General features: G+C 64.0%; 25 protein-coding genes (1 of these 25 running past the window's edge). 17 read left to right on the top strand and 8 right to left on the bottom strand.

The genetic code is table 11. The annotated features are described in order from the left end of the window. Positions 1-33: the start of an aldehyde dehydrogenase family protein gene (locus EHF33_RS02560; protein WP_164473384.1), read on the bottom strand. It extends 351 nt beyond the left edge of the window; 33 of the gene's 384 nt are visible here — the first part of the coding sequence; the start codon lies at positions 31-33; its stop codon lies beyond the left edge, outside the window. A 624-nt stretch (positions 34-657) separates the two neighbouring features. Here EHF33_RS02560 and EHF33_RS02565 point away from each other — a divergent pair. Continuing rightward, the gene (locus EHF33_RS02565; protein WP_124867603.1) at positions 658-1,206 is read left to right on the top strand and encodes a superoxide dismutase; all 549 of its coding nucleotides are present in this window, start codon (positions 658-660) and stop codon (positions 1,204-1,206) included. 70 nt (positions 1,207-1,276) lie between these two features. Here EHF33_RS02565 and EHF33_RS02570 read toward each other — a convergent pair whose 3' ends face one another. Next, a complete protein-coding gene (locus EHF33_RS02570; RefSeq protein WP_124867605.1) occupies positions 1,277-2,281 on the bottom strand; it encodes a polyprenyl synthetase family protein in 1,005 nt (334 codons plus the stop codon). A 70-nt stretch (positions 2,282-2,351) separates the two neighbouring features. Continuing rightward, complete coding sequence (locus tag EHF33_RS02575; RefSeq protein ID WP_124867607.1) at positions 2,352-3,434, bottom strand: SDR family NAD(P)-dependent oxidoreductase; 1,083 nt, start codon at positions 3,432-3,434, stop codon at positions 2,352-2,354. Positions 3,435-3,482: 48 nt separating this feature from the next. Here EHF33_RS02575 and EHF33_RS02580 point away from each other — a divergent pair, with 48 nt between their 5' ends. Genes EHF33_RS02580 through EHF33_RS02605 form a run of 6 tightly spaced genes read left to right on the top strand, consistent with a single transcriptional unit; the run spans position 3,483 to position 8,531 of the window. Beyond that, entirely contained in the window at positions 3,483-3,827 is a 345-nt protein-coding gene (locus tag EHF33_RS02580; RefSeq protein ID WP_124867609.1) for a histidine triad nucleotide-binding protein, read from the top strand. A gap of 16 nt (positions 3,828-3,843) precedes the next feature. After that, positions 3,844-4,701: a dihydropteroate synthase gene (gene folP / locus EHF33_RS02585; RefSeq protein ID WP_124867611.1), complete on the top strand. Its 858-nt coding sequence runs from the start codon at positions 3,844-3,846 to the stop codon at positions 4,699-4,701. 11 nt (positions 4,702-4,712) lie between these two features. Then, on the top strand, positions 4,713-5,105 hold the full coding sequence (gene folB / locus EHF33_RS02590) for a dihydroneopterin aldolase (protein WP_124867613.1): 393 nt from the start codon (positions 4,713-4,715) through the stop codon (positions 5,103-5,105). After that, positions 5,102-5,584 carry a 2-amino-4-hydroxy-6-hydroxymethyldihydropteridine diphosphokinase gene (folK, locus tag EHF33_RS02595; protein WP_124867615.1) on the top strand — a complete coding sequence of 161 codons (483 nt, stop codon included), beginning with the start codon at positions 5,102-5,104 and terminating at the stop codon, positions 5,582-5,584. The genes folB and folK overlap by 4 nt, the downstream gene beginning before the upstream one ends. A gap of 60 nt (positions 5,585-5,644) precedes the next feature. Then, positions 5,645-7,402, top strand: coding sequence for a PASTA domain-containing protein (locus EHF33_RS21710; RefSeq protein WP_124867617.1), 1,758 nt, complete (start codon positions 5,645-5,647; stop codon positions 7,400-7,402). A 13-nt stretch (positions 7,403-7,415) separates the two neighbouring features. Then, positions 7,416-8,531, top strand: a complete 1,116-nt coding sequence (locus EHF33_RS02605; RefSeq protein ID WP_164473385.1) for a cysteine desulfurase family protein — start codon at positions 7,416-7,418, stop codon at positions 8,529-8,531. On the opposite strand, the gene EHF33_RS02610 is transcribed toward EHF33_RS02605, so the two are convergent. Beyond that, positions 8,528-9,649: a GGDEF domain-containing protein gene (locus EHF33_RS02610; RefSeq protein ID WP_124867619.1), complete on the bottom strand. Its 1,122-nt coding sequence runs from the start codon at positions 9,647-9,649 to the stop codon at positions 8,528-8,530. The two genes, EHF33_RS02605 and EHF33_RS02610, sit on opposite strands and share 4 nt — an antisense overlap. A gap of 127 nt (positions 9,650-9,776) precedes the next feature. On the opposite strand from EHF33_RS02610, the gene EHF33_RS02615 reads away from it, so the two are divergent. The 10 genes from EHF33_RS02615 (at position 9,777) to EHF33_RS02655 (ending at position 21,225) form a co-directional block, all read left to right on the top strand. Beyond that, positions 9,777-11,621 (top strand): ABC transporter ATP-binding protein, encoded by a 1,845-nt coding sequence (locus tag EHF33_RS02615; RefSeq protein WP_124867621.1) that lies wholly within the window; start codon positions 9,777-9,779, stop codon positions 11,619-11,621. A 39-nt stretch (positions 11,622-11,660) separates the two neighbouring features. Further along, positions 11,661-12,287, top strand: coding sequence for a DsbA family oxidoreductase (locus EHF33_RS02620; protein ID WP_124867623.1), 627 nt, complete (start codon positions 11,661-11,663; stop codon positions 12,285-12,287). Between the two features lie 3 nt (positions 12,288-12,290). Then, positions 12,291-13,439 (top strand): VWA domain-containing protein, encoded by a 1,149-nt coding sequence (locus EHF33_RS02625; RefSeq protein ID WP_124867625.1) that lies wholly within the window; start codon positions 12,291-12,293, stop codon positions 13,437-13,439. 120 nt (positions 13,440-13,559) lie between these two features. After that, entirely contained in the window at positions 13,560-14,687 is a 1,128-nt protein-coding gene (locus tag EHF33_RS02630; protein WP_124867627.1) for a GGDEF domain-containing protein, read from the top strand. Positions 14,688-14,711: 24 nt separating this feature from the next. Beyond that, a complete protein-coding gene (locus tag EHF33_RS02635; RefSeq protein ID WP_124867629.1) occupies positions 14,712-15,275 on the top strand; it encodes a hypothetical protein in 564 nt (187 codons plus the stop codon). A 55-nt stretch (positions 15,276-15,330) separates the two neighbouring features. After that, entirely contained in the window at positions 15,331-15,498 is a 168-nt protein-coding gene (locus tag EHF33_RS20995; protein WP_164473386.1) for a hypothetical protein, read from the top strand. A gap of 46 nt (positions 15,499-15,544) precedes the next feature. Then, a complete protein-coding gene (gene smpB, locus EHF33_RS02640; RefSeq protein WP_124867631.1) occupies positions 15,545-15,976 on the top strand; it encodes an SsrA-binding protein SmpB in 432 nt (143 codons plus the stop codon). Next, positions 15,973-17,358 (top strand): N-acetylmuramoyl-L-alanine amidase, encoded by a 1,386-nt coding sequence (locus EHF33_RS02645; RefSeq protein WP_124867633.1) that lies wholly within the window; start codon positions 15,973-15,975, stop codon positions 17,356-17,358. The genes smpB and EHF33_RS02645 overlap by 4 nt, the downstream gene beginning before the upstream one ends. Beyond that, positions 17,355-17,897, top strand: coding sequence for a GerMN domain-containing protein (locus EHF33_RS02650; protein ID WP_124867635.1), 543 nt, complete (start codon positions 17,355-17,357; stop codon positions 17,895-17,897). The genes EHF33_RS02645 and EHF33_RS02650 overlap by 4 nt, the downstream gene beginning before the upstream one ends. A 52-nt stretch (positions 17,898-17,949) precedes the next feature. After that, positions 17,950-21,225: an AAA family ATPase gene (locus tag EHF33_RS02655; RefSeq protein ID WP_124867637.1), complete on the top strand. Its 3,276-nt coding sequence runs from the start codon at positions 17,950-17,952 to the stop codon at positions 21,223-21,225. 190 nt (positions 21,226-21,415) lie between these two features. Here EHF33_RS02655 and EHF33_RS02660 read toward each other — a convergent pair whose 3' ends face one another. From EHF33_RS02660 to EHF33_RS02675, 4 genes are read right to left on the bottom strand one after another with little or no spacing between them, the layout of a single operon-like run. Further along, positions 21,416-21,718, bottom strand: coding sequence for a hypothetical protein (locus tag EHF33_RS02660; protein WP_124867639.1), 303 nt, complete (start codon positions 21,716-21,718; stop codon positions 21,416-21,418). 32 nt (positions 21,719-21,750) lie between these two features. Further along, the gene (locus tag EHF33_RS02665) at positions 21,751-22,950 is read right to left on the bottom strand and encodes a Gfo/Idh/MocA family protein (RefSeq protein ID WP_241191223.1); all 1,200 of its coding nucleotides are present in this window, start codon (positions 22,948-22,950) and stop codon (positions 21,751-21,753) included. Further along, positions 22,947-23,813, bottom strand: coding sequence for a C40 family peptidase (locus EHF33_RS02670; protein WP_164473387.1), 867 nt, complete (start codon positions 23,811-23,813; stop codon positions 22,947-22,949). Before EHF33_RS02670 ends, EHF33_RS02665 begins: the two co-directional genes overlap by 4 nt. After that, positions 23,810-24,829 carry a dipeptidase gene (locus EHF33_RS02675; RefSeq protein ID WP_124872744.1) on the bottom strand — a complete coding sequence of 340 codons (1,020 nt, stop codon included), beginning with the start codon at positions 24,827-24,829 and terminating at the stop codon, positions 23,810-23,812. Before EHF33_RS02675 ends, EHF33_RS02670 begins: the two co-directional genes overlap by 4 nt. Positions 24,830-24,846 lie beyond the last annotated feature (17 nt).

Genomic DNA, 24,846 nt, shown 5'->3' on the forward strand with positions numbered 1-24,846 from the left:
TGGATAATTCCACGGGCTCAAAATCAGGGTCACGCTACGCGCTTCGGGCTGTATGACGCTGCGGCCCCAGCCCAAACCGGCAACTACGCTGACGGACTACGGCTGTATCCAGCTCTCCAAATGGCAGCGGGCATATCGGATTTCTTCGAGCAACGGGTGAAGTTTGGTGATTTCCGCTTCGGCCGCTACTCTTGCCCATGTCTCGTGCAAGAGTAGCGGCCAGTCCTAACCGCCGGGCTTTTACGGCGTCGCTGAGCTGCCGAAGCAGTGTTCGGCGCTTGGCGGCGCGGCTTTGAGCGGCCTCCCAACGCCGCGCTTGGTGCGTCTCGAAGAGGTGACTAAGTTGAGTGGGGCGAGCTGACGTCTCAGATTCGGGAACGGGTGTAGGGAGCATCTAAGCGGGCCTCCAAAATCAATGGGGGAAAGAAGTTGAACTCAGTCTAAATGCTCTTAACCTTTCTGAACGCCTTAGATAGACTTCATCCTGACTTTATCTATCCGTGAGGTGGCGCTGAGATTGAAAGTCTTGTTACCTATTGAACAGGGGTCAGTCAGCACATGATGGGGGAGTTCGATGTTTTGTACCTACCAGAATCAAGTGGAAGGTGTCAATTCGGTGGCGAAACGTTCAACGTTTGGGCCGCAAAGAGGTCAATTATGAAAAATACTATGATGTTCGGGATGGGCGTGTTGCTGCTGAGTTCTTGCTCGATGATGGGAATGGGCGCTGGCTCGAAAGACAGCACCATGACCAAAGACGGAGCCGCCATGAAAGACAACTCCATGGCCGATAGCAGCATGGCTGTAAAAACCCCAGTGGTGAATCAAAACACCGCCTCCTACGTCCTTAACCGTCAACCGGCGGCCACCAATATTGCGCCGATGGGCAACGTGGCCGTCACGATGAACGGCGACACGGTGATGACCACCACCAAGCTGACCGGCATGGCACCTGAAACCTATTACGTGGCGCACTACCACGAACAAGGTACCGTCCCCTCGACTGATCCATGCGCCAGCAACGGCCCAGCGATTTTGCCGAGCATGATGGTCGGCCTCAGCGACAAAGGCGGCAACGTCATCTTGATGGGTAGCGTCGCCAAGAGTGCCATCATGAAGGCCACCTACTACAACGTTCACACGGCCAAGAACGCTGCTGGTGAGCCTGCTGACCCAGGCGTAGCTTGCAGCGCTGTCAAGATGTAAAACTGAGTTTTCGCACCTTCAAAACAGGGTCTGATTTCGGTCAGGCTCTGTTTTGATTTTGGGCCTGCCCTTAAGCCTGCCGCGTGACATAACTCTGAACCAGATCGATGATCTGTGCGGCGGCGGTTTGATCTGCTGTTCTGCCCAGCGCTTCTTTGAGCAAGTTGAGTCCCCTGCGGCCTTGCTCAAGGGCAAACTGCTGCGCGTAATTCAAGCTGCCGCTTTCCCGAATCCAATCCAGCAACTGATCCATTTGCACCGGGTCTTTGTCTGTTCTGGGGAGCGCCATTTGATTCAGGAAGAACGCCTGTTGTGCGGCGGATGCGCTGGAGAGCCAATGCAATACGATCAAGGTGCGCTTGCCTTCGAGGAGGTCGCCGCCGATTTCTTTGCCGTAGCTGCCTTCGTCTTCCTGCAAATTCAGCACGTCGTCTCTGATTTGGAAGGCCGCGCCCAACGCTTCCCCAGCGGGCGTAAAGGCGGGGTCGGGGAGTTGTCCAGCGGCCAAGGCTCCTAACCGCAGCGGAATGACCACCGTGTAATAAGCGGTTTTGAGGCGCACCATCTCCAGGTAATCAGCCTCGGTGAGTTGCCATTCGTGATGGGCTACCCAAGCCAAATCAAGGTGCTGGCCCTCAGCCGTGCGGTGAATCATGGTCAGGACTTCCTCGTAAGCCTCTGGCACGCCCGCCTGCTGCACAGCGGCCCACATGTAAGCGTGCAGGGCGTCGCCCGCGTTCAAGGCCAGGGGTACGCCGTGGAGGCGGTGCAGCGCTGGCCGCCCACGGCGCTCTTCGCTGTCGTCTTCAATGTCGTCGTGAATCAGCACCCAATTTTGAAACAGTTCCAGCACTGCGCCGAGCCACAAGGCGCTTTGCCACTGCGGCGTGTCTTCCCGCGCTCCATGCGCTTTGGCGCTCAGCAGCAGCAGTTCGCTGCGGAGGCCTTTGCCGCCGCGCTGGGGGTAGTCGCGCAGCATAGCGTAAAACTGAGCGAGCTCTGGATGCGAATGGGTACGGTCTGAATCGGTGCTGGGCAGCAAACCGAGGATAAGGTTAAGCAGATCGGAGCGCATTGGACGTTAGTTTAGCGTGGAGAGGCTTCAACTTGACCGCGCTCCGAAATCTCTTCTCCACCGTGGGCCGTCAGCTTTCGTTGAGCGACTGCTCCGCTTTCCGCTTAATTGGATTGGCGCGGGTCAGCGGCGTTTCGGCCTGCTGTCCTCTCAGGGCCACGTCGCTGCTGGCTGGCCCCGGTAAGAAGCGGTTGAGCAGCGTCAGTACATCGGCGCTGAGCTGCGGCGCGAACGACTGAAACACCCTAAGCAGTTTGGCAGGGCCGCCGATCATTACTTCAGCCTCGCCGCGAATCAGGGCCTGCACGGTGCGCTGGGCGGCTTTGTCCGCGTCCAGCGAGATCAGTGGCAGATTATCTAGCGTGGCAAATAAAGCGTATTCTCGGCGGTGCTGCCCCTTGATCTGAGCGTGTCTGGGGCTGCCCGTCCGCATCAGACCCGGACAAACGGTGGTCACCAGCACGCCGTCTTGAGCGAGTTCGGCCCGTAGAGCCTGACCCAGACCCACCGCCGCAAACTTGCTGACGCTGTAGCTGCTCAGGTGCGGCACGGCGGCCTTGCCCGCAATGGACGCCACGATCAGCACCCGCCCGCCGCTGGCCCGCAAATACGGCAAAGCGGTGCGCGTCAGGCGCAGCGGCGCAAAGGCGTTGACTTCCATGCTGTCCCTGAACTCCTGCTCCGTCACATTGTCCAGCGGCCCGCTTTGGATGATGCCCGCGACGTTGGCCACCACGTCCAGTTGCCCGTAGGTGCTGATTGCCGCCTCAACCGCCCGCTCCAAGTCGGCTTGCTGGGTTACGTCGCCCACCACGATCTGCACTTGGGACGTTTGGCCGCTGATTTGCCGCAGCGCAGCGGCTCTGGCCTGTAAGTCGCTTTCGGCGCGGCGCAGTTCGGCTTCGTCACGGGCCAGCAAGGTCAGGTTTGAGCCGTAGCGCAGCAGTTCGCGCCCCAACGCCAAGCCCAGTCCCCGTGAGCCGCCGCTGATCAGCACGGATTTTCCGGCGAGCGAAAACGGCGCGACAAACAAGCGCCGGGCGGCGATCAAAGCGGCGGCGCTGATGAGCAGTGTGCCGCCGAGGCCGGAGCGGCGCTTGCGGGGCTTGGCATTGAGTTTGGTTGATCTGCGCGTATCTGACACCGGCTTCATCGCTTTAGTGTGCGTGAAAGTGGTGGCAAAGGCGTTTAGAGTAAAGACATGACCAACGCGCCCACGCTGTTTGAACGCATCATCGCCCGCGACATTCCCGCCGAGATCGTTTACGAAGACGGGGACTACATCGTTATCAAAGACATTGCCCCCAAAGCGCCGATACATCTGCTGGTCATTCCCAAAAAATTCAGCGCCCGAATTGACGACGTCACAGACGAAGCCGAGATGGGCCGCTTATGGCTGACCGCCAGCCGGGTCGCTCGCCAGCAGCTCGGCGATTACCGTTTGGTCATCAACGCCGGAAAAGGCGGCGGGCAAGAAGTCTTTCACACCCACATTCATATTCTGGGCGGCTGGGAAGGCGGGCATTCGGTGGGCTTCGGCGAGTAGAAGCAGGTGTCCATTCATGTTTGAACTTCACTTCGGCTTTGCGGTGCCCGGAGCGCTGCGCCACGACCACGGCTACACCTTGCGCTGGCCCTCCTGCGCCGTCATGGGCATCGTCAACGTTACGCCCGACTCGTTCTCGGACGGTGGGCGCGGCGCGGAGGCGGCCCTCACTCACGCCAAGCAGCTTCTGCAAGACCAAGCCCTGATCCTTGACATCGGCGGCGAAAGCACCCGTCCCGGTGCCGAGCCGGTGGACGCCGCCACCGAGCTTGACCGGGTGCTGCCGGTCATTCGCGGACTGAGAGGCAGCTCAGCCGTCATCAGCATAGATACCCTCAAGCCGGAAGTCGCCGACGCCGCGCTGAGGGCTGGGGCGCACCTCGTCAACGACGTGTCGGGGCTGCGGGACCCGCAGATGCAGGTGGTCTGCGCCCAGCACGCCGCTCCCGCCTGCTTGATGCATATGCAGGGCCAGCCGCAGACCATGCAGCTTGCTGCACATTACGAAGACGTGGTGGCCGAAGTTTTCGGCTTTCTACGCTCCCAGGCCGAGCAGGCCAAAGCGGCGGGTGTGCCGAGTTTGCTGCTTGATCCGGGCATCGGCTTCGGCAAAACCTTAACGCACAACCTCACTTTGCTGCGCCACTTATCTGAGCTGACGGCGGGGGAAAGTCCGGTGTTGGTGGGCGGCAGCCGCAAGCGCTTTCTGGGCACGCTGTCGGGTGAACCGCACGCGGCGGCCTCCACCCGTGACGCGGCCAGTCTGGCGCTGCACCTGCACGCTGCCCGGCACGGCTCGGCGCTGGTGCGCGTTCACGATGTGCGCTCACATGTTTTGGCGCTGCGGGTGCAGTCCGCTCTGGAGAGTGCATAATCGGCTTTTGTATGAGCGAGTTTTCAGTCAGGCAACATTCGAGAAGCAAAGTCGTGCTCAAAGGTCTGGCCTTTCACGGACGACACGGTGTTTATCAGGAAGAAGCGGTGTTTGGAGCGCGGTTCGTGGTGGACGCCGAACTGCTCTATGATTTCTCAGGTATCAGCGACGATCTGACTCAGGCCGTCAACTACGCCGCCGCCTACGACCTGATCGCTTCCATCGTCACTGGGGAGCGCTGGCAACTTCTAGAGGCCTTGTCGGGGCGCTTGGCATCGGCTCTGCTGGCCGACTTTCCCCAGCTCAGCGCCGTGACGGTGCGCGTCCACAAGCCCCACGCGCCGCTGCCGGGAGTTTTTGAAGACGTCTACGCCGAGTTGCACCTGAGCCGAGCTGAGCCGTGAGGGCCACGACCACCGAAACGGCCCTGATCGCCCTGGGAGCCAACTTGGGCGACCCTGAGGCGGCGCTGAAGTGGGCTGTCCACGAACTTGCCGCTCTCGGTGAAGTGCAGGCCGTCTCCGCTTTTTACCGCACCGCTCCGGTGGGTGGGCCAGGAGGGCAGCCGGATTACCTCAACGCCGCCGCCAAACTCTGCACCAACTTGTCCCCCGAAGCGCTGCTGGACGCGCTGCTGGACTTAGAAACCCGCTATGGCCGGGTGCGCCGTGAGCGCTGGGCCGCCCGGGTTCTCGACCTCGACCTGATCGCCTACGGCCAGCGCGTCCTCAGCACCCCGCGCCTGACCCTGCCGCATCCCCGGGCGTGGGAGCGCGAATTCGTGCTCAGGCCGCTATCCGACCTCGACCCCGACTACGTCCACCCGCTGACCGGCCAGAGCGTGTCGCAGGCGCTGGCCGAATTAGACCGGGCGCGGCAATAACCTGCTCCTCATCTTTCATGAGCCGCATCTGGCCTTCAGGCGTTCTATACTCCTAAACGGATGGCGCGGATAGACGGCAAATACGAAGTGATAGAACAGCGCTCGCAAAGCGGCGGGCAAACCATTTATACCGTGCAGGCCGATCCGCTTGCAGGTGCAGAAGCTGGCGAGCTGCTGCGGCTGGCGTGGTTTGAAGTGACCACTTCCGACGAGCGCAACGCTTTTCACAAGTACCGCACGGCCCTCAAGGCGCTTGCTCCGGCGGGCCTCGCCGATGTGGTGGCCCGTCCCGGCGCGTACTACGCGGTGTGGCGGGAAGTGCCGGGCGTGGCGCTGGCGGCTTTTCAGGCCCAGCCCATCAAAAATGAAACGGCGCTGAGCAATTTGCGCGACCTCGCGGCCCGCCTCGCGGTTCAGGGCTTCGCGCTGATGGACGCTGAAATCGTGATGGACGGCGACGTTCCGAGGCTGGCTTTCATGACGCCCGCCAGCCGCACCCCAGCCGAGGCCGAGTCGCTGAGCGCCGCTGCCCTGACGCCGATCAGCCAAGGCAAAGTGCGGCGGGTACGGCCACGCGGCAGCGTCTGGTCGTGGATTCCGGGCGTGGCCTGTGTAATCGGCGCGGCCTACTTCGGAGCGCAGGCTGCTCAGATTTACCTCAATCCGGCGCTGGCCGACGTGCCCGCCGTGACGGGCCAAGAAGCCAAAGCCGCCGCAGACAAGCTCAGCGCTCTGGGCTACCGCGTGCAGTACGCTGAGGGCGACCAGCGCGGCGCAGCGCTCGGTGCGGTCATCGCTCAAGAACCCGCACCCGGCACCACCCTGCACCTTGGCCGCCTCGTGACCCTGACGGTCAACAACCCGCCTACCCTGACCGTGCCGAGATTCGAGGAAAAAACCATCGACCAAGTCAAAGCGACTTTGGCCGAGGACTTTCTCAAGCTCGGCAGCGTCTCGCAGGTCGACGGCGGCCTGAGTCAAACCCCCAAGGGCAGGGTCGTGGCGCAGCTTCCGGCCCCCGGCGCGGTGATCCGGCGCGGCCAAAGCGTGCGGCTGCTGATCAGCAGCGGCGTGGCGGTGCAGCAAACCTGGCTCCCGAATTTGCGCGGCTTGCCGTTTGACGACGCCCGCGACTTGGTGCGCCGGGCGGGCTTGGTGGTCAATCTAACCAAGAAAGAAACTTCCGACTCGGTCGAAAACACCGTGCTGCGCCAGTCGCCGGCGGCTTTCGATAAAGTCGATATCGGCTCGCCCGTGACCTTGGTGGTGGCCCAAACCCGCTACGAAGCGCCCGCCGTGGCAACGCCGCCACTGCCGGTGCCGCCTTTGCCGCTGCCCCCGCCGTCGCCGGAGCCGGTGACCAATCCCACCTTCAATACGGGCGGCGCGGACAATAGCGGGACAGTGCCCAACACGCCGGCTGCCCAGCCGGAATTTGCGCCTGTTTCGCCTGCCGCTCCTACTCCTGCTGCGCCCACGCCCGAAACGGCCCCGAGCCAGCCGACTCCCACCGCGCCGCAGACGCCGAATTCGGGGCAACCCAGCACGGAGCAACCCGGCACGCAGCAACCCAACGCGCAGCCGCCCGCCACCGCCAGTCGAATCGTGCCGCTGAGTTACACTTTTCCGGCCACCTTACCCGCCGGCCAAGTCGAAATCGTGGTGCGTGACGAAGACGGTGAACGCGCCGTGCTACCGCCCACGGACAGCGCCCAGCTCGCGGGGGCACTGGCCCAGCGTGACGATGTCAGCGTGCGCGGCAATTACGTTTTCACCGTGCGGATCGACGGCAAAGACTACGCCACCTTCGGGCCGTGAGTTCCCCCGACTTGTGATTTACCTTGATTACGCTGCCACCCACCCGATGACGGCTACCGCCCTCTCGGCCTACGCCCACGCCGCCGCCGTGCCGGGCAATCCGGCCAGCATTCACGCGGCGGGTCAGGCCGCCCGCGAGCTGCTCGAAGAGGGGAGAGCGGCGTTGGCGGCGGCGCTGGGCGTGCATCCGCTGACCCTCACGGCCCTGAGCGGCGGCACCGAGGCCGACAACCAGGTGCTGCTCTCCAGCTTCCCCGGCGCGGGCGGTCACCTGATCACCTCCAGCATTGAGCATTCGGCGGTGCTGGCTCCGGCCCGCTTCCTCGCGGCGCGGGGCGTGGCCGTCACCTTCCTTGAGCCGGACGCCAGCGGCCAGATTGACCCTGAGCAGCTCCGGGAAGCGCTACGTCCCGACACCAAGTTGGTCAGCATTCACCATGCCAACAACGAAATCGGCGCGGTACAACCGATTGCCGAGTTGGCCGAAATTGCCCACGCGGGCGGGGCGAAATTTCACACCGACGCGGTGCAGTCGCCCGGCGTGTTGCCCGTCGACTTGCTGTCTTGGAAGGTGGATTACGCCAGTTTCAGCGCCCACAAATGGGGCGGGCCGCTCGGCGTGGGCCTGCTCTACGTCCGGCGCGGCCTCGACTTGCCGCCCCTGCTGCTGGGCGGCGGGCAAGAAAAGGGTCTGCGGAGCGGCACTCAAAACGCTCCCGGCCTTTATGCGGCGGGCTTGAGCCTGCGTGAAGCGGTGGCCGCGCAGCTCCAAACCCACGCCCACCTGCGTGCCCTGAATGACCGCCTCACAGCGCGGCTGTCGGGTCACGCGAATGTGCGGGCCAACCACACCCCAGCGGGCAGCCCCAAGGTGGCGTCGTTTACCGCTCTCGGCGCGGACGGTGAGGCGCTGCTGATGAATTTGGATTTCGCGGGGGTGTGCGTCTCGGCGGGCAGCGCTTGTTCGGCGGGTACCATGCAGCCCAGCCACGTCCTGAGCGCTCTGGGCCTCAGTGACGCCGACGCCCTTGCTACCGTGCGGCTCAGTTTTGGATTTCAGACCACCACCGGTGAGATTGACGAAGCCGCTTCGGCACTGCTCAGGGCGGCCACGGCCAGCCGCGCTTAGCGCAAGCTGGTTTCTTGCGGGTGGACATGGTACTGAGCGAGCAACGCCTCGTGCCAGTGAGACGCCACCTCTACTTTATTTCGTCCGCTGATTTTGGCGGCTTGCAGCGCCCGGTCAGCAAAGCCCAAGAGTTCGACTTGAGCCGCTGGCGGCGTGTTGATAGGGCCGACCACGCCGAACGAAGCGGTGACTTGGCCAAACCTGAAGCTGTAGCCAGCCAAGTTGCTGCGGGCCCGCTCGGCCATCAAGCAGGCTTCTGCGCTGCTCAGGCCCGGCAGGATCATTAAAAATTCCTCGCCGCCCCAGCGGGCCAGCAGACTCGGTTCGCTGAGGTATTGGCCGGCGAGTTGGCCGGCTTGCACCAGCACCCGGTCGCCTTCTGCGTGGCCGTACTGGTCGTTGATCAACTTGAAATGGTCGAGGTCAAACGAAATCAGGGCGTAAGGCTGCTGGGCTCCGTCGAGGTGATCGAGGAGGCGCTGGGCCGCTCGTCGGTTGGGCAGGCCTGTCAGGCTGTCGAGGTAAGCCAGCCGCCGCATCTCCTCGTACTGCTGCCGAACGCGGGCCACCACATACTGAATCAGCACGATCAGGATGTTGGACAAAAAGAACTGACTCAGCGAAGCCAGCAAGCGGTCACTGAGTTGCCCAGCTTGCCACAGCGCAGCCACCTGAAACGCGGCGATCAGCAAAGTGATCAGCAGCGTGCCGATGACGATCTGGCTGGCCGTTTTCACTCTCCACAGCACAAACGCCATCATGGAGAGCGCCGGAAACCACATCACGCCCTCGCTGAGCATTTGATGTTCAGGCACGAACGAAGAAAACTGATGGTAAAAAAGAATCACCAAATACAGGCTGATCACCAGATACGTCGCGTCCAGCGCTTGTCCGAGTTTGAGCCAGTTGCGGCGCAAGCCGAGCTCCATCATCAGCACCAGCGCGGCGATCAGCGGCAACGCCACTTTGTCGAGCGAATCGACCGAGTCACGTTGGAAAACCAGTGCCAAGATTGCGGCCACCGTCGCCACCGGAGCGAGCAGCCGAAAACCCTGCCTTTGCAGGTGACTGATACTCTCCAAGTGGGTCGGATGACTTAATTCTCTCAAACGCTGCATACTGGCTCACTATTGTAATCGCTCGCCTCCGAATTCAATATTCTTAACTTATCCTTAATCATTCTCAAGTACAGTTTGCTTTTTGAATAAAGATAGGTTCATCTTTTCAAACTGCTAATCTGAACTTATGTTTTCACGTCCCAACGCCCGCGCCGCTTTGCCAGACACCGGGCCAAATCGCCGCGACCCGGCCAATTTGCTGCGGCTGCTGCACTACGTCAAGCCTTACGTTGGATGGCTGTCGCTGGGCATTTTCAGCACCTTGATTTCGGCTGGCCTGAGCTTGGTGTTTCCCAAATTGTTCGGCAACCTGATCGACGCTTCATTTCTCAAGCGGGCGGGGAGCGGCGTGGCCGACACTGGGCCGCTCGACCGAATCGTGCTGCTGCTGCTGGGAGTGTTCGCGGTGGTGGCGCTGTTTACCGCTCTGCAATCGTTTTTGATTTCGCGGGTGGGGGTGCGGGTGGTGGCCGACCTGCGCCGAGCGGTGTTTTCGCATCTGCTCACGCTCAGTCCGCGCTTTTTTGCCACGCGGCGCACCGGCGAACTTACCAGCCGCCTGACCAGCGACGTATCCACGGTGCAGACGGTGGTCAGCAGCGCTCTAGCGCAACTGCTCAGCCAAGTCGTGACGCTCATTGGCGGCGTCACCTTGATGGTGCTGACCAGTTTTCAGCTCAGTTTGTTTACGCTGGCGGTCATTCCGCTGATTATCGGCACGGCGGTGGTGATCGGCCTCCAGATCCGCAAGGCCGCCCGCGAGGTGCAGGATAAAGTGGCCGCCGCCAACGCCAGCGCCGAGGAAGCCATCAGCGGCGTGCGGGTGGTGCAGAGCTTTACCGCCGAGGACGTGGAGCGTGAGCGCTACGGCGACGGCGTCGAGCAGTCGTTTGCCGCTTCGCTGCGCCGCATCAAGCTCACGTCACTGATGGCGGGCATCATGACTTTTTTGGCGTTTGGCAGCTTGGCGGGGGTGCTGTGGTACGGCGGGCGGCAAGTCTTGGTGGGGGCCATCACGCCGGGCAAACTGGTCAGCTTTTTGTTTTATGCGCTGCAAGTCGGGATCAACGTCGGCGGCCTGACCGGCATTTTTTCGCAAGTTCAAGAAGCGTTGGGCGCTTCCTCGCGCCTCTTCGAGCTGCTCGACACCAAAAGCGAGTTGCCCGTCAGTGCTGCCCCGCAGCCGCTGAACCGGGTGGTGGGCCACGTCCAGTTCGAAGAGGTCTCGTTTCGGTACGGTGACGAGGGCGAGCTGCCCACCCTGTCTGGCCTTAACTTGGATGTGTCGCCGGGCCAAACGGTGGCCCTAGTGGGGCCGAGCGGAGCTGGAAAATCCACGCTGGTCAGCTTGCTGCCGCGCTTTTACGACGTGACCGGCGGCACCCTCAAGGTGGACGGCGTGGACGTGCGGCAAGCCGACTTGGAAGCGCTGCGCCGTCAAGTCGGCTTGGTGCCGCAGGAGACTTTGCTGTTTTCCGGCAGCGTGGCCGAGAACATTTTGTACGGGCGGCCCAGCGCCAGCCAAGCTGAAGTGCAGAGCGCGGCGCGGGCGGCCAACGCTGAGGAATTTATCCTGCGACTGCCGCAGGGGTACGCCACGGCCGTCGGTGAGCGCGGTGTGAAATTGTCGGGCGGGCAGCGCCAGCGCGTCGCCATTGCGCGGGCCATTCTCAAAAATCCCCGCATCCTGATTTTGGACGAAGCCACCAGTGCCCTGGACAACGAATCCGAAGCGCTGGTGCAAGACGCCCTTGAAAAACTGATGGTGGGCCGCACCACGTTCGTGATTGCTCACCGCCTCAGCACCATTCGCAGCGCCGACTTGATCGTGGTGATGGACGCGGGCTGCATCGTGCAGCGCGGGACTCACGCCGAACTCCTGCAACAAGGCGGCCTTTATAAAGACCTCTACGACTTGCAGTTCCGTGCCGAGCGCCGTGAGCAAGGCCCACTGGCCGTGCAAGGCATTTAAGCCGCAATGCTGCGGCCTTGAGCCGTGCTAGCCTCGCTCATGACCCCTACCCTGATCTACTTTGATTTCCTATGCCCTTACGCCTGGCGCGGCGTAGAACTGGCCGATCTCTTGCGGCGCGAACACGGCCTGATGTTCGAGCTGCGCCACTTCAGCCTCGTGCAGGGTAACCACAATGACAATGCCCAGAGCCGTCACCAGCCGACTTGGTGGCTGACCGATCAAGCGGCAGGCAGTGGCAGCGCGGCCCAAATCGGCAGCTTAGAGGCCTTTTTGGCTGACCAAGCGGCGGCCCGGCAAAGTGAAGAAAAGCGCTGGGCCTTTGCCCTGGCGCTCTTTAGGGCCGTGCACCGTGACAAAGCCGAGCTGAGTGCCCAGACCATCCAAGCCGCCGCCCAGACAGCCAGACTTGATATGGCCCAGTTCCAAACCGACCTGGCAGAGGATGGGGCCCGCCGAGCCGAGCTGCGAACCGATCTGGCGGCGGCGGCGGAGCAGGGCGTCTTCGGCACGCCGACTTTCGTGCTGCCGGAAGGTCACGCCGCTTACTTCCGTTTTGCCAACCTCGTTTCGCCTGAAAAAGCGCTCGAAACGTGGCAGCTCTACGTCTCGGTACTGGAAAGTGACGCCCGCATCGAAACCATCAAGCGGGCCAAACGGGCCTGAGCCGTGGCGCAAGGTTCAGCGCTGCTTCCTGAACTCACTGCCTTTGTCGCCAAGTTGCGCCGCGCCGGATTTTCTGCTGGCCCCAGCGAGCTGGCCGGGGCGCTGCGGGCCGCTGAAGCGCTGGGCCTGCTGGATTTAGCCGCGCTGGAAACGGCTTGGGGGATTGTGTTTGCCCGCAGCAAAGAGCAGGCCGAGCTTTTTGTGCCGCTGTTTCGGGCACATTTCTTAAAGCCGGACTTGCCCGCGCCGCCTCAAAGCGACGCCGTTCAACCCCAGCCGAGTGAAGACGACAGCCCCCCTTCAGGCGACGCTGAACCGCTGCCTGCCCAGCAGCAAGGTGCAGCCGAGGCCGAGCCTCTGTCTCCAGATGTTGAAAACGCCAGCGAAGCCGCCCAGTGGCTGCAAACCCGCCTGAGTCCCCATGCCGCACAGGGAGCGCCCCCTTCTTTGTCCGGCGACGCTCAGCTTTACGCCCAAGCCGCCCGCGCTCTCCTGGGCGTGCGGCTTGGGCATTCGCGGCGGTTTCGGCCCACGCCGTTGGGGCAGCGCATTGATCTGCGGGCCACCTTGCAATCGGCGCGGCAAACCGGCGGCGAGGCGATCCGGCTGCGCCGCAAAGGTCGCCCGCCCCGCCCGCCCAAAGTGGTGCTGGTCTTGGATGGCAGCCGCAGCATGGCTCCCTATGCCGCGCTGCTGCTGCGCTACGCCGCCGCCCTCTCTGTCCGCAGCCGCTCGGTGGAGGTCTACGCTTTCAGCACTTCGCTGACTCGACTGACTCCCCTGCTGCGGGCCGGGCAAGTTGCGCCCGCCATGCAGTTGGGCCAAAGCTGGGGCGGCGGCACCCGCATCGGTGAAAATCTGGAGCGGCTGCTGCGCGAAGGCAAAGCCGCGCTGCGGCCCACGACCTTGCTGCTGATCCTCAGTGACGGCCTCGATACCGGCGAGCCAGCGCAACTGGCCGGGGCGCTCAGTAAACTGCGCCGCCGAGTCGGCGGGGTCATCTGGCTCAATCCGCTGGCCGCCCAAGACGGGTACCAGCCGCTGGCACGCGGAATGGCGGCGGCTTTGCCGGCCCTAGACGTATTTGTGGGCGTTGAGGACGCCGCCGACCTGCTGGCCCTCCCCAAAAAAGTGCAGCGGGCGCTGCGTTGATTTACTGGGCTGATTTGGGACGCTGAACTTGGATTGTTGATGGGGCGGCTGGGCTTTGGAACTTTAACGGCATTCGGCTGTCAAGGTCTTGTCAAACGCCGCGCTCTACACTGAGCGCCAATGGCTCCAGACTCCAGACTTCATTTGCCTCTGCGCGATCCTGACGGCGAGGCGAGCCGCCGCCGCATCTACACCGCCACGCTGAGCTTCGGGTTGGTGCTGCTGGGCGTCAGTGTGTTTTGGCAGCGCCTGACCGGCGCTTCGGATTTGTATTTGATCTACGGCGCACCGACGCTGTGGCTGCTGGGCATCTTTAACCTGTGGTGGCTGCTGACCAAGCGCTCCTTGGTGGTGTCCGAGCGCCTGGGCATCGGGGTGCTGGCGGTGGCCAATGTGGCACGCATTATCTTACTGTGCTTTGAAGCGCCTGCCAGCGGCCTGATCAACAATGGGCCGTACTGGGGCATGGTTGGAGTCTGCGCACTGGTGTTTTTGGCGTTTGTGCCCAGGCAGTTTTTTGTGTTCAACTTGGCGTATGCCGCGCTGAGTCTGGCTTTGCCCTGGCTCCTGCCGGGATCGGCGGCGCTCCACAACGTCTTCGAGTGGCTGAGGGTGCAGCTCAATGCGGTGGTGGTGCTGTCGCTGATTTGGGGCCTGGCGTGGTTCCGCACGCAGCACGCCGCCCAAGCCGTTACCCAAGAACAGCTGCGGCAGATGGCTTTCACTGACCCCCTGACCCAGCTTCCCAACCGCCGCGCCGTGTATCCGGCAGTGGACGCGCTGCTCAGCGCCGCCGCTCGGGGGCAGGCCGGTTCACTGCTGCTGATCGACCTCGACCACTTCAAACGCGTCAATGACGAGTGCGGCCACGGCGTCGGGGATGAAGTTCTGGTCGCGGCAGCCAGAGTGCTGCAAAATGCCGTCACCGAAGTGGGGGCCGCGCCGCCGACAGTGGGCCGCTGGGGCGGGGAGGAATTTATCGTGGTGATGCCGGGAGCTGCCGCCGAGCGTGCCAGGTTCCGTGCTGAGCAGCTCTTGGTCGACTTCCGGGCGCACGCTTGGCCGCATCACCTGCGCCTGACCATCAGCATCGGCCTCAGCACGGTGCGCCCCGGTGAGGCCTTCAGCACGCTGCTGGCCCGCGCCGATGAGTCCATGTACGCGGCCAAGTCAGCAGGACGCGACCGCGTGGGTGTCGAGCACGTCAAGATGGATGACGCGGAGGCCGAGTACGGCCCAGCGCACTGAAGCGCGTGCCATACTCAACGAACTATGGAAGCCGTTCCGATTCTGATGGTGATTTTTGGTGGCATCTTCGGCGGCATCGCGCTGATTACCCGCGTCGACGGCCAAAGTAAGCTCCGTATTCTCCAAGAAAAGCGGGCCATCGCCGAGCTGGAACAAGCCGCCAAACAGCCTGCGCCGCTGCCCGCGCCCACGCCGGATGACCCCCACGCGGCTGCGGTGCTGGCCCTGCGCCTGCCGGAACCGCAGCGCTCACAGGCGCTGGAGTTGCTGTGCTTGGTGCAGGACGCGCCCAAAACGCTGGACGCCCGCAGCGCTTTCCTGATCAAGCAAACCCAAGCCGACTACCTGCCGCAAACATTGCGGGCCTTCCTCGATTTGACGGCGGGGGCACGCCAGCGTCTCTCGGCACAGGGCATGGACGCCGAAACGTTGCTGAGTGAACAACTCGACCTGATCGGAGCGGGCGTCAAAGAAGCGCTGCGCCTAGACCACGCCGCTGCCGATAGAATGCTGACCCAGGGCCGTTTTCTGCGTGAGCGCTTCGCCGCGTCTGAAGCGGGAGAACGGGTGGCCTTGGAGAAGACCTGAGCGGAGCGCCCGTTCAGCTGACTCCCTGTCGCCGGACACCAACCTGCAAGGTATTTTGCTGGGCCGCTTACACGGCCTGAGCGACAGCGTGTTTGCCAGCGTCATGAGGCTTGCTGGAACTGTGGCTATAGCGGCCTCTACCCAGCCGTACCCGTCTTGGTTTGCGACGGTGCTGCTGGGCTTCATCCAGCCTCTGCTCACCCGCTGGATGTTCAAAAGTTGAGCCACCTTACGGGACTTGGCCCGCCCTCACAAACTCGCCTGCTAGAATGCGGCCCGTGTATACCAACCGCCGCGCACATTACGACTATGAACTGCTGGAACGGTTCGAGGCGGGCATCAGTTTAACCGGCAGTGAGGTCAAAAGCATTCGCGCCGGTGGCGTGGATTTCCGCGACGCTTTTGCCCGCTTGCAAGGCCACGACCTTGACCTTGAAGGGCTGTACATTCCTGAATACAAAGATGCCAGCTACAACAACCACACCCCCCGCCGCACCCGCCGCCTGCTCTTAAACCGCGAAGAAATCGGAAAAATAGAACGCCAACTCAAAATTAAAGGGCTGAGTCTCATTCCCACCCGCCTTTACCAAAAAGGCCGCTTCTTTAAAGTGGAAGTGGCGCTGGCACGCGGTAAAAAGCTGCACGACAAGCGCCGCGCCGAGGCCGACAAAGAAGCCCGCAAAGAAATCAGGAACGCATGAAGCCCAGTTTGCAAAGAAGTCTGTTCCAAGATTTGCGCCTGCGGGCCGGACTGCTGGCCGCTCTTTTTTTGCTGGGCGTCGCCGGAGCGCAGTACGCCTACAGCAAGCTGACGCTGGGCGGCCGGGACGCTCAGGCCATCGTGCTGGGCGGAGCCGAATACGCCTCGCAGCTCACCGTCGAGGGGCTGAGCGCCGTCAAAGTCAGCCGCGAAGACCCTTACGTGCGTGTCAGCGGCCTGGGCCACGAGCTGATCTTGCCGATCGACCAAGATTCCGAGCGGGCCGCCACCGACTTCAACACCGTGCAGCTTGACAGCACCCGCCTCAAAGCCCGCACCGCCACGCTGGTGAACGGCGAAGTGTACTTGCCGCTTGACACCCTGGCACGCGGTCTGGGCGCGGACTACCGCACCGGCGATTTCTCGCTGCCCGCTGCGGCCCTGACCAACGTGTCTTCGCGGGCCGGAAAAGACACCGACCGGATCGTGCTGGATTTCAGCCGTGACCTTCAGTACGCCGCCAATTTCAGCGGCAACATCCTGACCCTGACCCTCAAAGGCGTCAACGCCAATCCGCGCACCTACGCCACGCGCGGCGCGTTCGTGCCGCAGTTTGAAGTCAAAACCGCGCAGGGCAACGCCAGCATCGCCATTCCGCTGGGCAACGGCGCAGGCTACCGGCTGTTCAAGGTGATCCGCCCCGGCAGCGTGCGACTGGTTCTCGATGTCGGCCCCGGATTGCCGCGCAACATCGCTGCGCTCGCGGATGTGCCGCGCTCGCCGCTGATCGTCCTTGATCCGGCTCCCAAAGGCGGCGGCAGCGTGGATATTCCGCTCGAAGTCGCCCGCGCCACCGGCGAGCTACTCAGCAAAGCGGGCTGGCAAGTCCAGCTCACCCGCAGCTCGGCGGGCCGGCTCCCGGTGGCCCAGCGAGAAAAGCTGGCCCGTCAAAGCCAAGTCTTTGTCACGCTCAGTGTGGGGCGCTTTCCCGGCTCAGGCCGAAAAGGTATCACCCTTTATCAGCCGGTGGGCGACCAAAACGCCCAGATCATCAACGCTTTTCGCAGCGGGGCCGGTGGTAGCGACCTGGTGCGGGCAGCGGTGGGCGACGGCGGCGAAACCAAGCGGCTGGCCGAACTGCTGATGGGCGAACTCGGTTCACGCGGCCTCAAAGCCGGAGCCGAGCAAATCCCGCGCCTCTTTTTGCCGGGTGAGGCTCCGCACGCTTCATTTGAACTCGAACTCGGCTGGCCGCAAAACGCCGGCGACCTCGCCAACCTGATCACGGCCCAGCGCACCGTCAAAGTCTCGGAAGCGCTGGCCCTGAGCGTGGCCACCTTCCTCAAAGCGCGGGCCACCAACCTGACCGGAAGCGGCCAATGAAGCGCCTCTTTACGCCCATCAACATTTTGGGCTTGCTGGTGTTGGCGCTCTCGCTGGCGGTTCGCAACTGGGTCTCGCAGCCGCCGCCCGCGCCGACGCCGCCCGCGCTTCAACTCGAAGTGGTGCAGCCGATTACCGTCACGCTGTACTTCTCAAACGGCAACGTGGACAGTTTCGTGACTGAAGACCGCAGCGTGAGCGTTGAAGGCCAGTCGCCGGGCAAAGTCGCGCAGGCCGAGCTGAACGCCTGGGCGCGTGGCCCGCTCAAGGGCAAAGGGCTGCGGGTCATTCCGCAGGGCAGCGCCGTGCCGGACGTGTGGGTGCGCGGCCCGCACTTTTATGTCAACTTGCCCAGCAGCTATGCTCAGTTCAATTACGGCGTCAGCGGCGAGCGGATGATCCTTTGCTCGCTGACCCGCACCCTGCTCGACAAAACCGGCAAAGACGTGCTGTTTTTGCTGGGCGGTCAAAGTGCGCCGACTTTGCTCGGCCACATGGATCTGACCCGCCCGTACGGCAAGGCGGATTGCCAAGACTGATTGCGAGCAGTGGTCACTTCACTTTCTGCTCCTCAGTCCAACCCCACTGCCCATGATTGAATCCATTACCCTGCAAGGCTTCAAAAGTTTCGCTGAGCGCACCCGCCTGGACTTCGGCCCCGGCGTGACGGCTGTGATCGGCCCCAACGGCTCGGGCAAAAGCAACGTGGTCGAAGCGCTGCGGTGGGCCTGCCACCAAGCCCGCGCCCGCGAACTCCGGGCCGCCAAAGCCACTGAGCTGATTTTTCACGGCTCTGGTGGCAAAGCGCCGGTGGGCCTCGCGGAAGTGCAAATCGAGCTGCGAACCCCGCGGGGCCAGCTCAGTTTCAGCCGCCGGATTTACCGCGACGGCAGCGCCGAGCAAGACCTCACGGGCCGCCCTGTGCGGGTGCGCGATGTTCAGCAGGCGCTGCGCGGCACCGGCCTCGGCCCCGGCGGGCTGGCGGTCATCGGGCAGGGCGAGGTCAGCGGGGTGGTGCAGGCCGAGGGCAAAACCCTGCTCGGCTACCTTCAGGAAGCGGCGGGCCTGAGTAGGGCGGTGGCCGCCCGCGAGGACACCGAGAGCCGCCTTGAAGGAGCGCGGCGCTCCCTGAGCGAGCTGCAACGCCTTGAAGACGAACTGTCCGCCCGCACCCAGCGCCTCCAGATCGAAGCGGCGGCGGCCCAGCTCGCCCGAACCCTCGCCCTGCGCGAACTGGCCCTTGTCGAAGCGCTATTCCGTCACCGTCAGGAAACGCTCAGGGCCGAACTGCAAGCGGCTCAGGCCTCCGCCGCCCAGCTTGAGCAAGAATCGCTGGTCTTGGCGCAGCGCACCGTGCTGGCGGGCGCTCAGCTCGAAACTGCCCGTGAAGCGGTGCGGGCAGTCCGGGCAGATCAAGCCGGCCACCGCCAAGCCCTAGAGCTGCTGGAAGCCGCCCAACACGCCGAGCGCCAGCTCAGCCGCGCCGTGACGCGCCTGCAAGCCGAGCGCGAAAGCTTGGAGCGGGAGCGGTCTGTCCCCGAACTGGCTGCGCCGCCGCAGGCTGCCCCCGACGTCTCCGACGTGGAGACCCAGCTTCAAACGACCCGCGCCGAGCTGAGCCAAGCCGAAAGCCGGTGGCGCAGCCTCAGCGCCGAACTCGGACGCGCCCGCCTTTTGGCGGCCCAGCACGCCGAAGCGCAGGTCCGCAGCAGTGCCCAGCGCCATCTCCTGCAAAGTGAGCAAACGGAGCTGGAGCGCCGCTTAAGTGAGCTTGCTCCCGCCCTCCAAGAAGCCCAAGCAGCGCGGGAAGCCGCCGCCACAGAGCGCCAGCAAGCCGAAACTGAGGCTCAGCAGGCCGCCCAGCGCCGCGCCGAACTTGAGGCCCAGTTCAGCCGCTTAGAGCGCCAGCTCAGCGAACTCAGGGCCGCCCGTAAGCCGCTGCAAAGCGAACACACCCGCTTGGAAACCTTGCTCCATTCGTACACCCGCTACGGCGAAGGCCCCCGCAACGCTCTGACGAGCGACCACCCCGGCATTATCGGTTCGGTGGCCGACGTGCTGAGCGTCCGCGCCGAGTATCAAACCGCCGCCAGCGCCGCACTGGGCCGCCGGTTGGAGCAAGTGGTGGTGCAGACGTCCGACGACGCCCGCGAACTGATCGACCTGCTCAAGCGGCAGGGCGGACGCGCCACCTTTTTGCCGCTGGACTTATTGCGCCCCCGCCCGCGCCGCGACTCGGCACTGCTCAGCGAAAGCGGCGTGCTGGGCAATCTCGCCGACCTTTGCCCCAGCGCTCCGCCGCAAATCAGCGAGGCGCTGCTGGCCGATACCCTGCTGCTGGAAGACTTGCCCGCCGCCACCCGCCTGGCCCGCCGCTTCCAGAGCCGCCCGCGCTTAGTCACGCTCGGCGGCGAGCTGCTGGAACCCGGTGGGGCGCTGACCGGCGGACGCCTGCGCGACGGCGGCGCGAACCTGCTCACTGATCAGCGCCGCTTTGGGGACTTGGCCGATGAACTGGAAGCGTTGAACATCCAAGAACGAAGTCTAGAAGCCGCTCACGCCGCGCTCAGCGCCCAACGTGCCGCCCTGCCGCTCAGTGTCCTGCCCTCACTTGCCGCGCTCCAAGCCGCCGAGCGAGAAGCGGAGCGCCGCGTCACCCAGCTCGCAACGGAGCTGAGCGCTGCCCAAACCCGTCAGCGCGGCTTGCTCGGCCAACTTCAGCAAGCGGCCGATTTCCCATCAGCGCCCGCCGACCTCGCTCCAGCTGACCTAGAACAGCGCAGCCGCGAGTTGGAAGTTCGCCTCGCTGACCTGCGCCAAACCGAGCGCCAACGCAGCGAACAACTCGCCGAAGCCCGCCAGATCGCGGCGGCCTGGACGCTTTACCGCTCAGCCGCCGAGCAGCAAACCGCTCTGCATCTGCGTCTGAGTGCCAACAGCGCCGCCCTCGCTGAGCAAAGCGCCGAGCAGCACCTGGCCGCCAGCGAAGTCCTGCGCCGCCAGACCCAGGCTGAGCAGCGCCGTCCTGCGGGTCTGGAAGAAGCCGAGCGCGTTCAGACGCAGGCCAGCCAAAACTACGCCAATTTGCTGGCCCGCCAAAACAAAGTCCGCGCCGATTTGGAAGCGGCCCAGCTCACCGCCGCCCGCCGCGAAGGCAGCCTCGAACCTCTGACCGACGCAGCGCTCCTCCCCGGTACACCCCGCGAGTGGAGCGCCGAGCTGGGCCGGGTGCGCTCCCACCTCGCTGAGCTGGGCTTGGTCAACCCGCTGGCCGAAGCCGAACACGCCCGTGAAGCCGAGCGCCTCGCCGACCTGCACACCCAAAGAGAGGACGCTCAGGCCGCCGCCGCTGAACTCAGCGTCCATCTCGCCGAACTCGCTCAGCAAGAGCAGGCCGCCACCCTGGCGGCTTATGGCCGGGTCAACGCCGCCTTTGCCGACTACAGCCGCGAGCTGCTCGGCGGCGTGGGCGAGCTCGAAGCCGAGCGCAACGCGGACGGCAGACTCTGCGGCCTGCGCCTCGCCGTGCAGCCGCAGGGCAAGCGCACCCGCAGCCTTACCCTGCTCTCGGCAGGTGAGCGCACCATGGCGGGCCTCGGCTTTTTGTTTGCCCTCAACCACGCGGGCACAGAAAGTGCCAGTGGCCTGCCTCTGGCCGTGTTGGATGAGGTGGACGCCCCCCTAGACGAAGCCAACATCCGCCGCTTTACCCATTTCCTCAAAGTCTTCGCGGCGCGGGGCGCACAGTTTGTGCTGGTGACCCATCAGAAAGCGACCATGGAAGTGGCTGGGGCCATCTGGGGCGTCACCACCGACGCCAGCGGCGCTTCACGGGTGCTCGGCATCAAACAGGGCGAGGCCATCTAGAATATATATATAATAGATTCCCGCTCTTCCTCTAAGCCCTCCAACTCATCCAAAAACGTCCAGCCACACCCCTCTTGACTGGCCTCCACCCGCCTGAGGCGCGTCCACGGTACCTCATCTCTGGGCAAGCTCAGACAGCGCTTCATCAATGTCTGCCACATGCTCTCTAAGCTGCTCCGGGCACTCCCACTCACGTCACCGTAGCGCTCCATGCAGGCCAGGCCCGCTTCCACGAAGTCCAGCTCAGCGTGAACGAGGGCGGCGCGAATTTGGCGTAGTGCTGCAAAGCCGTCCGTGCTGCCCCTGTCTTGAGGCTCGGCCACCGCCGGCTTTGCGCCGTGCCAAAAGCTTTTTCAATTTCCTGCGTCACTTTGATTTTCAGGCCGCTTCTGTCGCCCTCCAGCAAAGCGCTGAGCAGGCGTTTGTTGTCCGCGCTGGCCGCGTACATCTGCCGCACCAGTTCGCGCAGTTCAGCTGCTTCAAGTCCTGCCAAGCTTTTTCTCAGTTGCGCGGCAGTGAGTACACTTATGGCCCTGTCCTCGAGCGCTCGGCCCAGAAGGCCATCCGGTGGGAATCCAGTGACTCGGTAAGCGGCGTGGGCACGCCTGACTCGCCGCGCAAAAACGCCAGCCAAGCGCTGACCAGGCCAGTGTCGCCGCCACCGTGATTGCCGCTGGCGTCTACCCGAACTAGGCTCACCGCGCCGCTGACAAAATCGTAAACTTCCACTTCGCCGCGCTCCATCTGCCCGCGCAGTTCGCCGTGAGAGCCGAGCAGCTTGAGCGTCCGGGTGTTGTTGTGGGTAAAGGCGCTGGAAGTCAGCTGCGCCGTTACGCCACTTTCAAAGGTGACGCTCACGGTTTGGTGGTCGGCGACAGTGTTGAGGCCCAAATACACGCACTCGCCGTATGGCCCACTCTCCAGCGCTTCTTCCAAGCTCAGCCCGCCCGCCGTCAGCACTGTGACCGGCCACTGATCCACGGGCCGGGAGCGGTAAATCTGCCGGGCGTCGAAGGGGCAGGCCACCGCGCAGTCTACGCAGCGGTCTGCCGCGCCCACAGGTCGGTTCTCGGGCCGGAAGTGGTGCAGGCCGCCTTGAGACTCCACCCGCACCGGCGCGGAGGCGGCCAGCCAGCGCAGCACGTCCAGGTCATGCACGCTTTTGGCCAAGACAAACGGCGCAGTGGGCGGTGAGCGCCGCCAATTGCCGCGCACGAACGAGTGGGCGTAGTGCCACCAAGCCACGTTTTCCGATAAGGTGATGCCGACGAGTTGTCCCAGCCGTCCGCTGCGCACCACTTCAGCCACCGCCTGAAAAAATGGCGTGGTTCGCAGCACGTGGCAGACCGTGACCTGTCCGCTACTGGCGGCCTCGGCGGCGAGTAAAGTCTCCAACTCCGCTTCGCTGAGACACACCGGCTTTTCGAGCAGGACTTGGTAACCGAGGGCCAGCGCCGCCAAGCACGGCTCCAGATGCTGATGATCCGGCGTGGCGATCACCACCGCGTCGGCGACTTTGCCCAGCTTGAAAAAGGCGTTCCAATCGCTGAACTGCCGCTGCTGATCCACGCCGCAGCGGGCCGCGACTTCCAAAAGCCGACTGGGGCGGGTCTCCACCAGATGGGTGATTTCCGCGCCCTGCGCCGTCAAGTGGCGTGCATAGACGTCTGCGCCCCGGTTGCCGCAGCCGATGATGGCCACCTTGGTTTTGCCAGCGCTGCTCACACGGGCCACCGCCCGAATCCCAGCAAGCCCGCCTTCAGCCGTTTGCCGTACTCGCCCTCGCCCAACGTTTCCACGCTGACGGCCATCTGCGTGGCGTTGGCGTGAACCATCCGCTCGCCGCCGAGCATCACGCCGACGTGTCCGTCAAAAAATGCCAGGTCGCCGCGCTGCGCCGTGTCGACGGGCCTCAAAGCGGCCTGCTGCTGATCGGCGTCACGCGGCAGGCCGCGCCCAAAGGCGGCGTACACCAGTTGGCTCAGGCCCGAACAATCCAGCCCCCAGGCGCTGCGCCCGCCCCAGACATACGGCGTGTCCACAAATCTCAGCGCCAGCGCCGCCGAGTCCGTGTCTGACAGCGGCTCAGCACAGACGGCCTGTACGAAGCCGCCCTCCACAGCGAGCCACTGCCGCCCGCCCTCGCTCACCATTTCGTCGCTGCCGCCCGCCAACTCCGCGCCCAAGCACACCTCTGCCACTTTCTGGGCTTTGATGCTCGGCTGGGCGTAGACGTGCCCGCGCAGCGCCGTGATCTTGAGCGGCGGTCTTTGCAGCGCCGCTCCTGGAGACTGCTCCGCCAAGCCCTCCACCCGCGCAAAGCCCAGATAGCCGTCGTGCAAGGTTCTGAGCCACGCCCAGCCGTCAGGCCGCCGCACAATGACCTCCAGCGCCTCGCCCGGCAGCGCTTCGCTGACCTGCGGGCTGTGGGCGTCAGGTCGGGCCCGCAGGCTCAGCCGCGCCGCGCCGCAGCGGGCCGCCACCGGCTCCACGAACCGGAACGAAGTGTCCAGCCTTCCCAGCAGTGAAAGTTCGGCGAGCCGGCCCACTTCGTCATAAGCGTGAATCCGGCTGTCCAGTTCGCTCACAGGTTGGCCCCCAGCCACCTCAGCCAGTTGCCGCCCATCACGCCGTCCCGCGCTTCATCCGGAAACACCTCGGCCAAGCGTCCCAAGTCGCTGGCCTGATCAATCCCCAGCGGCGTTTTCTCGTTGCCGAAGCCGCCGTCGAGGTCGCTGCCCAGCCCGACTTTGTCCCAGCCGATCAGCTCAGCGTACCGCTCGGCGTGGCGCAGCACCTGCTGCAACTCCACACGCGGGTCGCCCAGCGTCCAGCCGCCTTTCAGGAAGCTGTCGACCAGCACCAGCCCGATGATCCCGCCGCGCTCTCCGATGGCGCGGGCCATCTCGTCGCTGAGGTGCCGGTTGCCCTCCGCCGAACCGAGCTTCAAGACCGCTCGGCTGTTGCTGTGTGAAGCAAAGCAGCGCGGTTGGAGTTCTACAGCCTCAAAAAAAGCCTGCTCATCGAGGTGTGATAAATCCTGAGCCACCCCGAGTTCGCGCATGCCGGCGAGCAGCTCGCGCCCGCGCTCGGTGAGTGGCCCAGCCGCCGCCGTGCCGCCCGCGAAGCGCGTTTTGCCCCAGCTTAGCCCGATGGCCCGCACGCCCTCCTTATGCCAAAACGGCAAGTCGTCCACGTCGCGCAGCGGATCAGCGCCTTCCATCAGCAGCACCACGCCCAGCGGGGAAGCCGCCGGATCGCCCGGGTGTTGGTCATACTTCGCGGCGTGCGCCGAAATCTCGGCTCCGCTGCCCAGCAGCCGAATAAATCCCCCGTCTTGCCAGCGCTGGTACTGCTCCAACTGGCTGATGGCCTGCGCCCGCGCTCCGCGCCAATCGGTGTAGCCGGCGTGGTCATTGGTCTGCGGCGCGGCAAACAGCGTGCCCAAACACAGCCCCACACCAGCCCGCCGCAGCTCCTCAAAGCTGACGGTGGCGGTCTGTCCCTCCACCGGATCGCACGCCCGCAGTGCCCCGAGTCCCAACGTCAAATCCCGTCCCAGTGAAGCGTTGTACGCCAAATCCAAATGTCCATCAATCCACATGTTCACTCCTCGAATAT

The sequence above is a fragment of the Deinococcus psychrotolerans genome (assembly GCF_003860465.1).
Taxonomy (GTDB): Bacteria; Deinococcota; Deinococci; order Deinococcales; family Deinococcaceae; genus Deinococcus; species Deinococcus psychrotolerans.

Coding starts and splice junctions, on each gene's coding strand:
- EHF33_RS02615 (WP_124867621.1), top strand. CDS start 9,777: ATGTTTTCACGTCCCAACGCCCGCGCCGCTTTGCCAGACACCGGGCCA.
- smpB (WP_124867631.1), top strand. CDS start 15,545: ATGCGGCCCGTGTATACCAACCGCCGCGCACATTACGACTATGAACTG.
- EHF33_RS02565 (WP_124867603.1), top strand. CDS start 658: ATGAAAAATACTATGATGTTCGGGATGGGCGTGTTGCTGCTGAGTTCT.
- EHF33_RS02630 (WP_124867627.1), top strand. CDS start 13,560: ATGGCTCCAGACTCCAGACTTCATTTGCCTCTGCGCGATCCTGACGGC.
- EHF33_RS02580 (WP_124867609.1), top strand. CDS start 3,483: ATGACCAACGCGCCCACGCTGTTTGAACGCATCATCGCCCGCGACATT.
- EHF33_RS02675 (WP_124872744.1), bottom strand. CDS start 24,829: ATGTGGATTGATGGACATTTGGATTTGGCGTACAACGCTTCACTGGGA.
- EHF33_RS02645 (WP_124867633.1), top strand. CDS start 15,973: ATGAAGCCCAGTTTGCAAAGAAGTCTGTTCCAAGATTTGCGCCTGCGG.
- EHF33_RS02635 (WP_124867629.1), top strand. CDS start 14,712: ATGGAAGCCGTTCCGATTCTGATGGTGATTTTTGGTGGCATCTTCGGC.
- EHF33_RS02620 (WP_124867623.1), top strand. CDS start 11,661: ATGACCCCTACCCTGATCTACTTTGATTTCCTATGCCCTTACGCCTGG.
- folB (WP_124867613.1), top strand. CDS start 4,713: ATGAGCGAGTTTTCAGTCAGGCAACATTCGAGAAGCAAAGTCGTGCTC.
- EHF33_RS02575 (WP_124867607.1), bottom strand. CDS start 3,434: ATGAAGCCGGTGTCAGATACGCGCAGATCAACCAAACTCAATGCCAAG.
- EHF33_RS21710 (WP_124867617.1), top strand. CDS start 5,645: ATGGCGCGGATAGACGGCAAATACGAAGTGATAGAACAGCGCTCGCAA.
- EHF33_RS02650 (WP_124867635.1), top strand. CDS start 17,355: ATGAAGCGCCTCTTTACGCCCATCAACATTTTGGGCTTGCTGGTGTTG.
- folP (WP_124867611.1), top strand. CDS start 3,844: ATGTTTGAACTTCACTTCGGCTTTGCGGTGCCCGGAGCGCTGCGCCAC.
- EHF33_RS02655 (WP_124867637.1), top strand. CDS start 17,950: ATGATTGAATCCATTACCCTGCAAGGCTTCAAAAGTTTCGCTGAGCGC.
- EHF33_RS02570 (WP_124867605.1), bottom strand. CDS start 2,281: ATGCGCTCCGATCTGCTTAACCTTATCCTCGGTTTGCTGCCCAGCACC.
- EHF33_RS02610 (WP_124867619.1), bottom strand. CDS start 9,649: ATGCAGCGTTTGAGAGAATTAAGTCATCCGACCCACTTGGAGAGTATC.